Below are 15402 nucleotides of genomic sequence, written 5' to 3' on the forward strand. Positions count from 1 at the left end.
ACCTGACCCGACAATCTCGCTGGTCACACCCGTCACACGACGCGCCGGAAACCTCGCGACACTCCCCCGCGGACTGCGGCGGTGTCCGCGCCGTGGCCTATGTTGGGGCCTCCGGCCAGACACCGGAGCGAGACACAGAGGGAGGGTGCGTGGACGACCAGCTGTCGGCGGCCGATCTGCTCGAGCGCAACCGCGAGCTGCAGGCATCCCCGACGGTACGGCTGCTGTCGGCCACCAACCTGAGCCTCTACGCGGCGCTGATGGACCGGCACCTGAGCGGCGGAGTGGTCGCCGAGACCGAGCTGGTGGTGCGCCTGGAGCGTGATCTGGCCGACCTGGGCGACGATCAGCCCGGCCTCGCGCTGGTCAAGTCGTGGGCCAGCCAGGGCTGGCTGCACCGCATCGTCGACGACCGTACCGATCAGAACGTCTGCTACCTGACCCAGGACGCGCGGCGTGCGCTGGACTTCCTGCGCGGGATGCGCCGCCAGGACACCATCGCCACCGGCGGGTCGATCACCGGTATCGCCGGCCGACTCAAGCAGGTCGCGATCAAGGTGGGCAATGATCCCGCCCGGATCCGCAAGAGCATCGAGGCCGAGATCGACGCGCTGCGTCGTGAGCTCGGCGAACTCGAGGCCGGGGAACGACCCGAACCGGACGTCACCGACGCCTACGACGAGGCTCGCGCGATCGCGCTGCAGATGGAACGCCTGATCACCGACATCGGCCAGTACGGCACGATGATCGAGCAGGCCACCGCGGCGCTCGACGAACCGATCGACAGCAACCTCGCCTACCGGGACCGTCAGCGGCAGATGTACGCCGACTATCAGGCGGCCTGGGATTCGCAGGGCCGCGACAGCCACCGCGCCTTCCTGCGTATGATCAACGACCCCGACCAGCGCGCCGAGTTCGAGGCCGACGTCGCCGCGGTCGCCGGGGCGCTCCCGCATCTGGACCCGGCACTGCGCCGGGTGATGGCCGGCTTCTTCGAACTGGTCGGCCAGCAGATCGACGAGGTCGAACGCATTCAGCAGCGCTGCGCGCAGCGGGTCAAGCGCTTCACCGCGTTCGGCACGCTCGAGCAGAGCCGCGGCATCGCCCGCCAGCTGAACGAGGCCATCGGCGCCGCGCGCACCCTGCTGAAGACCTCGCTCATCGATTCCCGGCTCGATCTCGAGCTACCACTGGCCAGGCACGCGATCAGCTCGGTCGGCGCGCTCAGCTTCAAGATCGGTGACCTGTCCAACCCGAAGCCGGCCAAACCGGCCGAGGGCGACGTCGACCTCGCCAGCTTCGCCGCGCTCACCACGCAGGTCGATGCGGCCGCGATGGCGGAGATGATCAACGGCGCGCTGCCGATGTCGCTGCCCGACGCGGTCGCGAGACTGGACAACGCTTATCTGGGTCACGTCATCGTGCTGTGGTCGTGGGCGCTCAAGCAGCCCCAAGAGACGGCCGGTGAGTCCACGACGGTCCGCTTCCGTTCGCTGGACGGCCGCGATCGCGAGATCGCCGTTCCCAACGCGACTTTCACCGAACCGATCACCGTGGGAGTGGCCCCGTGAGCACTGACGCCGACATCGACTTCTCGTCGCTACCGCAGGTCGACCAGACCGCCCGGCCGCCTCATCAGCGCCGGCCGCGGTTCGACGGCGACGTCTCCGAGCTGCCCGACCGCGCCTGCTGGGCGCTGCAGCACCTGCTGACTCGGCGCTACATCAGCGCCGAGTCCGACGCCGACATCTACGCGTGGGTGCTCGAATACCGCCATCAGCTGTCGGTCCGGCTGTCCGAGCTCGACCTGCTGCTGCGCATCGTCGACGGAACGGACGTCGCGTTCGTCGAGCAGGCCCGCTATGAATCCGCCAAGGGCATCAAGCTTCTCCGCCGCGAACCGCTCGGCACCTACGACTCGATCCTGGCCCTGCACCTGGCGCAGATGATGCGTGCCGCGGGCGGGCAGAGCGTGCTGATCTCGCGAGAGGAGATGCACGGGTTGTTCTCCGGGGTGCTCAACGACGTCGACCGCGACGCGGTCACGTTCACCGGCCGCATCGACGCGGCGATCGCCCGGCTCACGGGGCTGGAGATCCTGCGCCGCAGCCGCGACGACGAGGACAGCTACACGATCAGCCCGGTGATCACCGCGGTGATGACGGCCAGCGTGATCACCGAGCTGCAGCAGCAGTTCGAATTGCTGGCCACCGGCGGCACCCCCGACGTGGAGGTCACCCTTGACTGAGCAGTTCCACCTGTCCCGGCTGCAGGTCATCAACTGGGGCGTGTTCGACGGCTACCACTCGATCCCGTTCAGCGAGGGCGGTGCGCTGATCGCCGGCGCTTCCGGCAGCGGCAAATCCTCTCTCTGGATGCCATTTCGCTGGGCTTCCTGCCGTTCAACCGACGCAACTTCAACGCTTCCGGCGACAACACCGCGGCCGGGTCGAGCGCGGGGCGCCGCACCGTGGACAAGTACGTGCGTGGTGCGTGGGGTCAGCGCAGCGACGGCGGCACCAGCCGGGTGATGTACCTGCGCGGCGACGGGACCGCCTGGTCGGCCGTCGCGGTGACCTATGCCAGCGACTCCGGTCGCACGGTGACGGGCCTGGTCCTCAAGTGGCTGACGGGCGAATCGCGCAACGACTCGTCGAGCCGGTTCGTGCTCGGCGACGGCGATCTCGGCATCGAGGACGTCTGCAATCGTTGGGCGGCAGGCCGTTTCGACACCGGCGTGTTCAAAGAGGACCGGGGCGAGCGGAGCGACGGGAAAAGCCTGGGCTGGCGGTTCACCACCAAGGTCGAGTCGCAGTATCTGGCGCAGCTGTACGCCACCATTGGCATCCGCGCCTCCGATGCGGCCCAGCAGCTGCTCGGCAAGGCGAAGTCGCTCAAGAGCGTCGGCGGCCTGGAGCAGTTCGTCCGCGAGTTCATGCTCGACGAGCCCGACAGCCTGGCCCGTCTGCCTGAGGCGCTCAAGCAGATCGATCCCCTGGTGGAGGCCCGCGAACTGCTGGCCGTCGCGCAGCGCAAGCGCAAGATCCTCGGCGACATCGAGAAGATCCAGCAGCGGTATGCGTCGGAGTCCACCGATCTCGGCATCATCGACCTCGTCGACCTGCCGATGGTGCGCGCGTACACCGATCACGTCCGGCTGGCGCAGTGCCCGGCGCAGATCGCCCAGCTCGACACCACGATCGATCAGCTCGAGAACGAGTACGAGGACGTCACGCGGTCGCTGAATCTGGCCAAGGCCGAAGCGGATTCGCTCAATGCGCAGATCAGCGGCACCAGTGCCAACATCGGTCCGCTGCAGAGCCAGGTGACGGCCGCGGAGACCGAGGCCGAGCAGATCGAGCGCCGCCGCGCCGCCTACGAGGACATGCTCGCCGCGCAGGATCTCGACGTTCCCGACTCCGCTGACGAGTTCTGGAATCTACGCGAAGAACTGCTGCAGCAGGCCACCGAACTGCTCGCCAAGGTCGAACGCAACCGGGAGGCGTCCACCGACGCCGAGTACGCGCAGAAGGCCGCGCGCATGACGCGCGACGACGCCGCCAAGGAGCTCAAGCGCGTCGAGCACGTCGGCTCGGCGCTGCCCGAGTTCGCGCTGCTGATGCGCGATCAGATCTGCGCCGCGGTCGGTGTGGATGCCGCCGAGCTGCCGTATGTCGCCGAGCTGATGGACCTGCGGGCAGACCAGACCCGGTGGCGCACCGCGGTGGAGAAGGTGCTGCGCGGCGTCGGGCTGCGGCTGATGGTGCCCGATCAGCATTGGACGGCGGTGCTGCAGTTCGTCAACGAGACCAACATGCGGGGCCGGCTCGCGCTGCACCATGTGCGGGCGAAAATGCTGGGCGCGGATCCGGTCGAGCCGGAATCGAACACGCTGGCAGGCAAGCTCTTTCCCGTCGACCCCGCGCATCCGTGCGCCGCCGAAGCCGTCGACATCGTCACCGCGGCGGGCGATCACGTCTGCGTCGACACCCCCGATGTCTTCGCCCGGTTCCGCCGCGCGGTCACCGACACCGGCCTCTACAAGGACTCCGACCGGCTCGCGATCAAGGACGACCGGCGCCCGCTCAAGCAGTCGGAGTACCTGTACCAGGGTGATGTGACGGCGAAGATCAACGCACTCACCGTCGACCTGGCCGCGGCCGAGGACGCCTACCAGAAGGCACGCCGCACCGCCGACGACATCGCCGCCCAGCGCCAGCAGTGGCGTGACCGCGCGGCGGCCTGCAAGGCGATCTGCGAGCAGTTCCCGCAGTGGAGTCAGATCGACACCGAGACCGCCGACGGGCACGCCGAACGGCTGCGCGAACAGTACGAGTTGCTGCTGGCCGACAACCCGGACATCGAGGCGCTCAATGCGCGCGCCGACGAATGTTGGTCGCAGATCCAGAAATTGATGACGCGCCGCGGCGCGATCCAGACCCGCCGCGACGATCTGGACGCCCGCCGCACCCGACTCCTCGAACTGGAGGAGCGGCTGTCGCCGGCGTTCGTCAGCGAACCGCTCACCGAGCTGCTGACCCGCTACTCCGCGCAGCTGCCCGTTAGCCTCGAGCTGCTCGACCCGGAACCGTTCCGCGACGCGTTGTTCGGTGCGATCAAGAAGGAACGCGAGCAACTCCGTGAGAGCCGCAGACGGTCCTACGACGAGCTCGCCCGCATCCTGAACACGTTCGACACCGCGTTCCCCGACGCGATCCCGAACGACAGCGACAACTTCGATGAGCGCGTGCACGACTACGTCGCGCTGTGCCGGCACATCGACGAGCGTGAGCTGCCCGAGGCCTACGAGCGGATGATGAGGCTGGTCACCGAGCAGGCGCCGGACGCGATCCTGACGCTGCACCGCGTGGCCGAGCAGGAAGCACGCCGCATCGCCGAACAGATCGAACGGGTCAACACCGGCTTGGGCGCCGTCGAATTCAACCGCGGCACCCGGCTGACGCTGCGCGCCACCCCGCGCAGCCTGACTGCGGTGTCGGAGCTGACGGAGATCGTGCGGGCGATCAGCCGGCGCATCGCCGAGGTGGGCCTGGGCGACAAGCAGGCGATCCTCGACCAGTACGCCGACATCCTGCGGTTGCGCAATCGGCTGGCGTCGACGGCGCCGGAGGACAAGGCGTGGACGCGCGACGCGCTCGATGTGCGCAACCGGTTCACGTTCGACTGCGCGGAGTGGGATGTGGCTTCCGACGAGCTGATCCGCACGCACAGCAATGCCGGCGACAACTCGGGCGGCGAGCAGGAGAAGCTGATGGCGTTCTGCCTCGCCGGGGCGCTGAGCTTCAACCTCGCGAGCCCCGAAAGCCAGGACAACAAGCCGGTGTTCGCGCAGTTGATGCTCGACGAGGCGTTCTCGAAATCCGATCCGCAGTTCGCGCAGCAGGCGCTGCAGGCGTTCCGCAAGTTCGGCTTCCAGCTGGTGATCGTCGCGACGGTGCAGAACGCGACGACGATCCAGCCCTACATCGACAGCGTGGTGATGGTCAGCAAGACCGAAGCGACGGGTCGTAACGCGCGGCCGGTGGCCACGGTGGCGACGCGTTCGATCGCGGAGTTCACGGAGCTGCGTCACCAGATGAAGCAGAAGGTGCCGGCGTTGGCGCACTGAGCGTCACGCCCAGCGTCCGATTCAGATTTCACACCGGCGTAACGCCGTATCCTTGACCCGAACTATTTTATATTCTATACCTGAGCCAGTGCTGTTAACCGGTTGCACGATCCGGACCAGAGGAGGCTCTCGTGCACGTTCCCAAGATGGTGGTCACGGCTATCGCCGCCACCGCGCTCATGCTCGGGTCGAGCGCCTGCTCGGCGGAGGAATCCGCGAACAACGCCGCGACCAGCGATCTCGCCATCGACAAGTCGACATGTGACGCGTTGGCGGCGAAGTACCCCGGGCTCGCCGGCAAGACGCTGACGGTGGGCATCTCCCCCGCGCCGGCGAACTACTCGGCCTCAGATCCGAAGAACCCCTCGAACATCATCGGCATCGAACCGGATCTGCTGAACGCGGCCGGGCAGTGCCTCGGGTTCCGCACCACGTACTCCAAATTGGACTTCGCCGGGCTGGTGCCTGCCCTGCAGTCCGGCCGCGTGGATCTGGTCGCAGCCGGGATGTACTCGTCGGAGGAGCGCGTCAAACAAGTCGACTTCGTCAACTACATGAAAGCCGGCGAGGCCTCGATCGTCGCTGCCGGCAATCCCAAGAACATCAAGTCCCTCGCCGACATCTGCGGCGTCACGGCCGCGCTGGTGGTCGGCACCGTCGAGAACGCGATCTTCGACAAGCAGAACAAGGAATGCGAGTCGACGGGCAAGCCCCCGCTGAAGACGCTGAACTTCCCGAGCATCGACCGGGCGCAGAGCGCTCTCGCGCAGGGTGAGGCCGACATCGTGCTCACCGATGCCGGTGTCGCTGCGTATCTGGCCGAGCGCAACCCGGACAAACTCGCAGTCGGTTTCCAATTGCCCACCGACTTCGACTTCGGATTCGGCGTCAACAAGAAGGCCACCGAGTTACGCGACGGCCTCAACGCTGCGCTCGGGCAGATGTACGCCGACGGCGGGCTGCAAAAGGCGATGAAGCGCTGGGGGTTCTCATCTGATCAGGAGCTCCAACCCGCCGTCGTCACCAGCTGATCGGGAGTCGACATGACCGAATTCCTGCGTTACCTGGTCGACCCGTTCCTGTGGCGCGGTTTGGTGGTGGCCATCCAGATCACCGCCGTCTCCATGGCATTGGCTCTCGTTCTCGGCCTGCTGCTCGCCCTGATGCGGGAATCGCGCCATGCCGTACTGCGGGTCCCCGCCGCGTTCTACACCTGGCTGATGCGGGGCACGCCGCTGCTGCTGCAACTGGTGTTTCTCTACACCGCGCTGCCGAGCGCGGGTGTCTCTTTCGGCCCGGTGGTCACCGCGATGATCGGTTTCACGATGAACGAGGCGGCCTTCGCCGGCGAGATCATTCGCGGCGGCATCAAATCCGTGGGCAAAAGCCAAGTGGTGGCGGCGAATTCGCTCGGCATGGGGCCGGTGCTGACCCTGCGTCGCGTGATCATGCCCCAGGCGCTGCGGGCCATCGTGCCGGCACTCGGCAACGACGCCATCTCGATGCTCAAGTTCACCTCGCTGGCGTCGGTGATCGCCGTCAACGAACTCACGCTGCGGGCCCAGACGATCGTCGCCACGAATTTCGACTTCTTCCCGGTCTTCCTCGCCGCCGGTGCGATGTACCTCGCGGCGACCACCGTGATGGGCTTCGGTCAGTCGGCGCTCGAGCGCAAATTCGCTCTCGACAGGCCCACCACCCCGCAGGCCGGGTTCATGGCGCGTGCAATCGGTCTCCCCCGCCGTCGCCCGAAGGTCGCGGCGGCTGCCCCCCCGAATAGCGAAGAGCCCTCTCCGACAACAGCATCGACGGAGACTGAGGCGCCCGCGGGTGTCGCCGACCTCATCGCCCGACAGTCGACGACGTCGTCGGACGATGAGAGCGACGGCACCGATTTCGTCTCGTGCCGCAACGTGCACAAGGCCTACGAGGGGCGTCCGATCCTCACCGGGGTGGACCTCGACGTGAAGCAGGGCGAGGTCGTCGTGCTCATGGGTCCCAGCGGGTCCGGCAAGAGCACCCTGCTGCGTCTGGTCAACCACCTCGAGGACGTCGACGACGGAGAGGTGCTCGTCGACGGGCGCCACGTCGGTTACGAGCTCAAGGACGGTGCGCTGCGGCCGGTGTCGCGTCTCGCGCAAGCTCGGGCCGACGCGCGAATCGGCATGGTGTTCCAGCACTTCAATCTCTTCGATCACCTGACGGTGCTCGACAACATCAGCATCGCCCCGCGCCGGGTCTACGGCCGCGATCAGGCAGAGACCACCGAACTCGCACTCGCTCTTCTCCGCGACGTCGGCCTCGAGCAGCACGCCCACCACCTGCCGCACCGTCTGTCGGGCGGGCAGCAGCAGCGGGTGGCGATCGCGCGCGCTCTGGCCATCCAGCCCAAGCTGATGCTCTTCGACGAGCCGACGTCGGCACTGGATCCGGAGTTGGTCGGCGAAGTCCTGCAGGTGATCCGCCGCCTGGCGGAGGCCGGCATGACGATGCTCGTCGTGACCCATGAGGTGCGCTTCGCCCGCGAGGTCGCCGATCGGGTGGTGTTCATGGACGGTGGCAAAGTCGTCGAGCAGGGCACTCCGGAAGAGGTACTCGACCGCCCGACGCACCCACGCACGCGGAGGTTCTTGAACCTCGTCGCTCAGACCGAACGTGTCTGACACGACCGCCGTACAGTCAGATCGGAGCGCCTTCATGTCACGAGCCACCCCACCCCGTGTCGCGATCATCGGTGCCGGCTTCGCCGGCATCGTCGTCGCCATCAAACTGCAGCGGGTCGGTATCGACTACGTCATCTTCGAGCGCTCCGAAGGCGTCGGCGGCACGTGGTGGGACAACCGGTACCCGGGCGCGGAAACCGATGCCGCATCGCACCTCTACGCCTACTCGTTCGCCCCGTACGACTGGAGCCGGACGCATGTGCGCCGCGCCGAGATCCAGGAGTACCTCGAGCATGTCGCCGAGTCGTTCGGCGTGACGAGCTCCATCCGCTTCAAGGAGACGGTGGAATCCGTCACGTGGGACGACGCGTCGAGCGAGTACGTCGTGCGCACTGCTGCCGGGGAGAGCGAGCGCTTCGCGTTCGTGGTGTCGTGCGTCGGACTGTTCGCGGCACCGCAGTATCCGGTGTGGCCCGGGCTCGAGGATTTCCGCGGAGAGGTCGTGCACACCGCGGAATGGGATGAGACGCTAGACATCTCGGGCAAGAGGGTCGCCGTGGTCGGAACAGGCTCCAGCGCCGCCCAGGTCGTGCCGACGGTGGCGCCCCACGCACACTCCGTCACGGTCTATCAGCGCCAGCCCGGCTGGGTACTACCCAAGGGTGACCGCGACTTCTCCGCGCGGGAACGGAGGGTGTTCTCCTGGCCGTTCATCCAACGGCTCAATCGAATTCGTCTCTACATCCGTCAGGAACGCCGGGAATGGCACGGCGCGGTGTTCCGTCCGGGCAGCAGGATGAACCGACGCTGGGAGGCCAAGGCCCGACAGTACGTGACGGACGTGTTCGCGGACCGGCCCGATCTCGCCGAGGCACTCACCCCTGACTACGCGTTCGCCGGCAAGCGCACGGTGGTCTCGAGCGACTTCTATCCGGCGCTTCTGCGCGACGACGTGCATCTGGTGCCGCGAGCGGTGGTCTACTGCACGAGCAGCGGGATCATCGACAGCGAGGGCGTGGAGCGGGAGGCCGACGTGCTGGTTCTGGCGACCGGCTACGTTGCGACGAGATTCCTTGCCTCTCTAGAGGTCACCGGCCGCAACGGGACAGCGTTGAACACCGTGTGGGGTCCTGACCCGTTTGCGTTGGCGGGGATGATGGTCCCCGGTTTCCCGAATTTCTTCATCATGTACGGGCCCAACACCAACGGTGGCCTCACCGTCTCGAACTTCGAGCACGAGGCGGACTTCATCGTCCACCAGATCCGGCGGGTCCTGACCAAGAACAAGTCCACGGTGGATGCGCGCGAGCGCGTCTCGGCGGTGTACAACCGGTGGGTGCAGCATCGCATCAGCAGTACCGCCTGGGTGGACGGCAGTAACTACTTCGCGTCGCCGACGGGTCGGATCGTCACGCAGTGGCCCGAGGGGGCGGCCGTGTATGCGCTTGTGCTGATGGCACTTCGGCGCCTGGGAACGCGCGTGTCGTGACGACGAACACGGGTCAGGCGTCACGGATGTTCCTGCTGCAGTACGGAGCGGAGCGGGTACCGCGGTCCCTGTCACTGCGCGGCGGGTCGTCCGATCTCGGGTGGGAGCCGCTGTACGGGGTTCTCGTCGACACCGCAGAGGGCTGGGTGCTCTTCGACACGGGAATGGGTCGCGAGGCCCTCGACGCCGATGTCACCCAGGACAGCTACCGGGCCGCCGCACTCGACGCCGGCGCGGATCCGGACAGCGCCACCTGGTCGTTGCACCCCGCCCCGCCGGACCCGACACGGTGGAACTGGGGCCTCGACGGCGACCCGCTGACCGCCGCCCTCGCGACGGTCGATGTGCGGATCGACGACCTGCGCCTGGCCGTGATCAGCCACCTACACCTCGATCACTCCGGTGGCATCCCGCTGCTGGCAGAGGCCGGCGTTCCGGTCGCGATCCACCGGGCCGAGCTCGGGTTCGCGCGCAGTGGAAAGGCATTGTTCGAGGAGGGTTTTCGCGCCGAGGACTGGTCGGATCCGCGAATCCGCTGGGAGGTACTCGATGATGACACCGACATCGCTCCCGGGGTCAGGGTGCTGTGCACACCCGGCCACACGCCCGGGCATGTCTCGCTGCAGGTCACCCTTCCCGATACCGGCACATGGATTTTCGCCGCAGACGCCGCCGATCTCGGGCAGAACCTTCTCGACCGGGTGCCGTGCGGCTACTGCGCCGGCGGCACGGCCGTCGATGAGGAGGCGGCCGCCACGTCGTTGGGCCGGCTCCTCGCCGATGCCGCCGATCTCGACGCTCGGCTCATTCCCGGCCACGATCAATTGGTGTTCAACGCCATCCGGCACCCGACGGCCGGGCACCGCTAGCAGAACGTCACCGATCGAACAGCAGGGCCGCGACCGCCTTGCCGGTGTCCTCGATGTGCTTGTGCGCCACCCGATCCGCGGCATCGGCGTCCTGCGCGCGCACGTGGTCGAGCACCGCTTCGTGGACGTGCCGCCAATCCTCGCCGAGCTGGTGCTCGACGGTCGAGAAGTAGAAACGGGCGCGCTTCTCCAGCGCTGCCGACGTGGTGGCGAGCACCGAATTCTTCGCCGCGGCCCGCAGCGCGGCGTAGAAGCCGGCGCCGGTGGCAGGCTCATCGCTGGCTTCCCGGCTCTCCTGGATGCGGGCAGCGAGCGCGTCGAGATCGGCGTCGGTGCGGCGTAGCGCGGCCCACCGGGCGACCATGCCCTCGACGACCGCCCGGAACTCGAAGAGCTCGTCGAGTTCCTCGGCGGTGCGTTCGCGGACATGGACGCCGTGGCGGGGTTTGATGTCCACCCAGCCGGCCTCGTGCAGGGACCGCAGGGCCTCCCGCACCGGGATGCGGCTCATCCCGAACTGGGCGGCCAGGACGTCGGCGTGAATCCTCTCGCCCGGCTTGAGCTCGCCGGTGATGATGGCGTTCTCGAGCGCGTCGTGCACGCGGGTGGTCAGCGTGGCGTTCGCTGGGAACGCGGGCACCAACGGCGAGGGGCTGCTCACGACCGTCCTGTTCTGTCGTCGTCGGTCGCCCGGCATGTGCCGAGCAACTGCTGATGAAGTATACGAATCGGCGGGGTTGTCACTTCGTCACGGCGCGCGCAGGTACTCCAGCGCGGTCATTGTGTACAGCGCGGCGCATCGGAGCACCTCGTCTTCCTCGGCGTAGTCGTCGATGCCTGCGGACAGGGTCGGCTGCGGGCCGTAGCACAGCGCCTGAACCCCCTCGCGGCGCCAACGGCTGGCGTCGCTGGCAGGCAGCCTGATCGCGTACGTGGGCGGGGCGTCGATGACAGCCCGCGACGCGACATCCCACGCGCGGGTCAGCGGCGCCTCCGGCGCCGTCCAATTGGCGTCCCAGCCCTTCAGCTCCCGGACCCGCACCGACTCGATGCCCGCGACCGCCTCCTCGACCAACGCGAACGCGTCGCGAGTCGTGATGCCCGGCGGCAGACGGAGGTCCACTTCGGCCTTGGCGCGGGTGGCCATCTGCCCGACGAAGGTGCCGGCGGCCACGGTGCCGACGTTCGACGACAACATCAGTCCCGGGTCCGGTGCCGCACTCGACATCACGGCGAGCTCGCGCGGCAGCGATCCGGTCATGCCGTTGAGGGCGTCGATCCGCGACACCGCCTCCGCGATGCGGGCCGATGCCGAGCAACCCCGCTGCACCGCCGACGAATGGCCCGCCGGGCCCTCAGCGCTCACCTCGACCCAGAGGACGCCTTTCTCGCCGAGCGCCAGACGTCGGAAGCCGGGCCCCTCGCCGCAGATGAGCGCATCGCCGAGCAGATCCGGATGCTCGCGCAGAAGATAGGCCGCGCCGTTGTCACCGAACACGACCTCGTCGCTGACGGCGGTGAACGTGATTCGGCCGCACCACTTCTCGCGTTCGGCGGCGAGCAGCGCCGCGGCCGTCACCATCGCGGCGACCGCCCCCTTCATGTTGCCCATGCCGAGCCCGTAGAGGCGGCCGTCGACGCGGGTCAGCTCCCACACCGGCTGGCTCCATGCGGACTCGTCGCCCGGCGGCATGGTGTCGAGGTGGACGTTGAGCACGAGGTGCGGACCCGGTCGGCCGGAGTCGATGTCGGCGAGGACCGACGGCATCGTCGGCACCTGGTGCTCCTGACGGGAGTGGATTCCGCGGTCGGCGAGGGCTCGCGACACCACGTCGGCCACTTCTCGTGTGTCGCCGTCGGGGTTGACGCTGGGGGCGGCCACGAGCTGCGCGCACAGGTCGACGATGGCCTCGCGTTGTTCGGCGATGGTGCCCAGCAGGTGCGACGTCACCTCGGTCGGGATCATGCGGCTCCTCGGGTGTGGGTCTCTCGCCGCCAGTCGGCGACGGCGTAGGGGTGCGTGTCGGTACCGGCCGCGACGACGGCGCCGAAGACGTCGGCACCCGGGGTCCTGGCGACGATGTGGTGGCCCCGCTCGGCGAGCACGTCCGCCCGGGGATGCCCCTCTTCGATCAGCAGATCACCGTCCTGACTGCGCCAGCGCAACGCCCCCACGGCGTCGGCGAGGGAGGTTCCGCTGAACTCGTGTGCCGCGAGAATCTGCAGCAGGGTCTGGATCTGGCCGTCGGCCCCCGGCGTCGCGATGCCGAGAACCCCGTGCTCGGCGGTCACCATCGCCGGCGCGAGCGTGTGTACCGGGCGCTTTCCCGGCGCCGCGCTGTTGTCGCCGTCGGTGAAGCCCGCGGCGCGGTTGTTCAGCACGATGCCCAGCTCGGGCACGAACACTCCGGAACCGAAGTCGTCGAAGACGCTGACCAGCGACGACGCGACCTGACCGGCGGCGTCGACGGTGGCGACGCCTGCGGTGTGGAGGTAGGCGCGGGGTCCGGCGCGGCCGGACGCCCGCTCGAGGTCGACGTCGAGATCCAGGTCGAGCAGCGCAGCGCCTCTCCCGCACGACGATCGGTGCTCGAACGCCGCGCCGGTCACCTCCACGAGCAGGTGGTCGTCGACAGGGACGCCACGCGCTGCGAGCCGACGGACGTGCTGCAGCGCCATCGCGAGAAGGACGCCTTGGGACATCGGCGGCTGGACGTGGACCAGGCCGGAGCCCCACGGCACGGCCACCGGCGACGGACACGGGGTGTCGTGTTCGGCGAGATCCTGCAGATCGAGGGACCCACCGCAGCGGCGGACGGCGTCGACGACGGCGGCCGCCCCGGGCCCGGTGTAGAAGGCATCGCGTCCCGCGTCGCCGATGCGTGCCAGCAGGTCCGCCAACTCCGGCTGCACCCAGGGCTGATCGGGCGCCGACACCAGCGACCAGTCCCCGGCACCGCCTCGTTCCAGCCGCGCGCGCTGCTGGTCGACTGCCGCGAGCAGACTCGGCTCCGGGACGGTGCCGTGGCGTGCGAGTTCGATGGCCGGCGCGAGCAGCTCGGCCAAGGGCAGCCGGCCCCAGCGCGCGCTCAGCGTGACCCAGCCGTCGACGAGCCCCGGGACGGTCACCGACGATCCACCTGACGCATCGGGCGGCGACGCCAGGGAGCGGGGGCTCCGTCCGGTGCCGTTCACCGCGGCGACGCGGCCTCGGTCGTGGACCAGCGCCAGCAGGTCACCGCCGAGCCCTGCCGCTTGCGGGAGCACCACGCTGATCACCGCCTGGGCGGCGATCGCAGCGTCCGCTGCGGTACCGCCCTGCTCCAGAACGTGCACCGCGGCCTGGGTGGCCAGCGGATGCGCCGTCGACGCGGCGCCGCCTCGTCCTGACGACGTTGTCGCGCGGTACTCGGAGGGAGCCAAGGTTCGTCTCCAGTTCTCTGCAGGGCTTGCCAAACGATGCGCTGAGATAGAATATAAAACATCTCAACGGCGATCGTGAAGGAGTCGACATGACTCAGACTGTGGCCGCGCAGACCGCGGCCGATGCCCCCGACCTGGTACGAGCGTCCGACATGTCCCTCGCGGTCGCCGAGCGGCTACTGGCCGGGGTCAAAGCACAGGCGTCGGCACGGGGTCTACGGTTGGCCGCGGCGGTCGTCGATCGAGGGGGCAACGTCGTCGCATCGATGCGGATGGACAACGCCCAGCTCGGCGCGAGCTCACTGGCACACGACAAGGCCGTGACCGCGGTGTCCTTCGGCCGGCCGACATCGGCTTGGACAGCCAGCAGCGCGCCCGGCGGCAGTGACTGGGGGCTGGCACACACCCTCGGCGGGCACGCCGTCGTCTTTCCCGGCGGCGTCCCGGTGTTCTCCGATACCGAGCTCGTCGGAGCGCTGGGCGTGAGCGGCGCGGCCTCCGACGTCGACGCCGCCTGCGCGACGGACGCCGTGCACGAACAGGGCCTGACCGTCGACACCGAGACAACTTCGTGAGCGCGGTCCTCGTCGCGGGTGGCGCCACCGGCATCGGCGCCGCAGCCGTGCGGGCGTTCCGCCGGCGCGGTGACCGCGTGCTTCTCGCCGACCGCAACGACGAGGCCGGGCGGGCCCTGATCGAGGAGGACCTGCCGGGCGAGGGCATGGTCCTGCACTGCGACTTCTCCGAAGGCGACGCCGCCGAGGCCGCGGTCGAGGCCGCCGTCAGCTTCGGCGTCGGCTCCCTCGACGTCGTGTTCTACAACGCCGCAGTACTCGAGGCGCACCCGCTCGGTGAGTGGACCGTCGACGACTGGGACCGCAGCATGGCCGTCAACCTTCGTGCCCCGTTCTTGATGTCGCAGGCGGCGGCGCCGCATCTGCGTAAGTCGGAGCAGGGCCGGATCATTCTCACGTCGTCGACGGGTGCGTTCCGCGGGCATGCGGGCATGCCGGCCTACCACGCGACCAAGGCGGGACTGCTCGGGATGGTGCGTGCGCTGGCCGACGAACTCGGGCCGGACGGAGTGACCGTGAACGCGGTGTGCCCCGGATGGGTGGACACGGCCTTCAACGACTCCTACTGGGCTCATCAACAGGACCCTGACCGCGCACTGGGAGACCTCACCGAGAGCATCCCGCTGCGCAGGCAGGCCGCACCCGACGACATGACGGGTGTGTTGCTGTTTCTCGCTTCGCCGGCGTCGTCCTACATCACCGGCCAGGCGCTGGTGGTCGACGGCGGCTACACCTCCGTCTGAAAGGACGAGTT

General features: G+C 68.4%; 11 protein-coding genes and 1 pseudogene. 9 read left to right on the top strand and 3 right to left on the bottom strand.

Annotated features, from left to right (window positions below):
• Positions 1-149: 149 nt before the first annotated feature.
• The 7 genes and pseudogenes from DMB80_RS17615 (at position 150) to DMB80_RS17645 (ending at position 10650) form a co-directional block, all read left to right on the top strand.
• The gene (locus DMB80_RS17615) at positions 150-1571 is read left to right on the top strand and encodes a DUF3375 domain-containing protein (protein WP_111511041.1); all 1422 of its coding nucleotides are present in this window, start codon (positions 150-152) and stop codon (positions 1569-1571) included.
• On the top strand, positions 1568-2248 hold the full coding sequence (locus DMB80_RS17620) for a DUF4194 domain-containing protein (RefSeq protein ID WP_046362488.1): 681 nt from the start codon (positions 1568-1570) through the stop codon (positions 2246-2248). Before DMB80_RS17615 ends, DMB80_RS17620 begins: the two co-directional genes overlap by 4 nt.
• Positions 2241-5629, top strand: a pseudogene (locus tag DMB80_RS17625) (ATP-binding protein). Before DMB80_RS17620 ends, DMB80_RS17625 begins: the two are co-directional and overlap by 8 nt.
• Before the next feature lie 131 nt (positions 5630-5760).
• On the top strand, positions 5761-6660 hold the full coding sequence (locus DMB80_RS17630; RefSeq protein ID WP_111511042.1) for an ABC transporter substrate-binding protein: 900 nt from the start codon (positions 5761-5763) through the stop codon (positions 6658-6660).
• A 12-nt stretch (positions 6661-6672) separates the two neighbouring features.
• Positions 6673-8292, top strand: a complete 1620-nt coding sequence (locus DMB80_RS28835) for an amino acid ABC transporter permease/ATP-binding protein (protein WP_111511043.1) — start codon at positions 6673-6675, stop codon at positions 8290-8292.
• 34 nt (positions 8293-8326) lie between these two features.
• Positions 8327-9781 carry a flavin-containing monooxygenase gene (locus tag DMB80_RS17640; protein WP_162938588.1) on the top strand — a complete coding sequence of 485 codons (1455 nt, stop codon included), beginning with the start codon at positions 8327-8329 and terminating at the stop codon, positions 9779-9781.
• Positions 9778-10650: an N-acyl homoserine lactonase family protein gene (locus DMB80_RS17645; protein ID WP_111511045.1), complete on the top strand. Its 873-nt coding sequence runs from the start codon at positions 9778-9780 to the stop codon at positions 10648-10650. The genes DMB80_RS17640 and DMB80_RS17645 overlap by 4 nt, the downstream gene beginning before the upstream one ends.
• Before the next feature lie 7 nt (positions 10651-10657).
• Here the strand turns inward: DMB80_RS17645 and DMB80_RS17650 are convergent, their stop codons facing one another.
• The 3 genes from DMB80_RS17650 to DMB80_RS17660 all read right to left on the bottom strand — a co-directional run bounded on the left by DMB80_RS17650 (position 10658) and on the right by DMB80_RS17660 (position 14073).
• The gene (locus tag DMB80_RS17650; RefSeq protein ID WP_162938589.1) at positions 10658-11311 is read right to left on the bottom strand and encodes a GntR family transcriptional regulator; all 654 of its coding nucleotides are present in this window, start codon (positions 11309-11311) and stop codon (positions 10658-10660) included.
• An 87-nt stretch (positions 11312-11398) separates the two neighbouring features.
• Positions 11399-12616 carry a M20/M25/M40 family metallo-hydrolase gene (locus DMB80_RS17655; RefSeq protein WP_111511047.1) on the bottom strand — a complete coding sequence of 406 codons (1218 nt, stop codon included), beginning with the start codon at positions 12614-12616 and terminating at the stop codon, positions 11399-11401.
• Positions 12613-14073 carry a gamma-glutamyltransferase gene (locus tag DMB80_RS17660; protein WP_162938590.1) on the bottom strand — a complete coding sequence of 487 codons (1461 nt, stop codon included), beginning with the start codon at positions 14071-14073 and terminating at the stop codon, positions 12613-12615. Before DMB80_RS17660 ends, DMB80_RS17655 begins: the two co-directional genes overlap by 4 nt.
• Positions 14074-14162: 89 nt before the next feature.
• On the opposite strand from DMB80_RS17660, the gene DMB80_RS17665 reads away from it, so the two are divergent.
• The gene (locus DMB80_RS17665) at positions 14163-14648 is read left to right on the top strand and encodes a GlcG/HbpS family heme-binding protein (protein ID WP_111511049.1); all 486 of its coding nucleotides are present in this window, start codon (positions 14163-14165) and stop codon (positions 14646-14648) included.
• Positions 14645-15391 carry an SDR family NAD(P)-dependent oxidoreductase gene (locus DMB80_RS17670; protein ID WP_111511050.1) on the top strand — a complete coding sequence of 249 codons (747 nt, stop codon included), beginning with the start codon at positions 14645-14647 and terminating at the stop codon, positions 15389-15391. Before DMB80_RS17665 ends, DMB80_RS17670 begins: the two co-directional genes overlap by 4 nt.
• Positions 15392-15402: the final 11 nt, after the last annotated feature.

It is taken from the genome of Mycobacterium kyogaense (assembly GCF_003254575.1).
GTDB lineage: Bacteria > Actinomycetota > Actinomycetes > Mycobacteriales > Mycobacteriaceae > Mycobacterium > Mycobacterium kyogaense.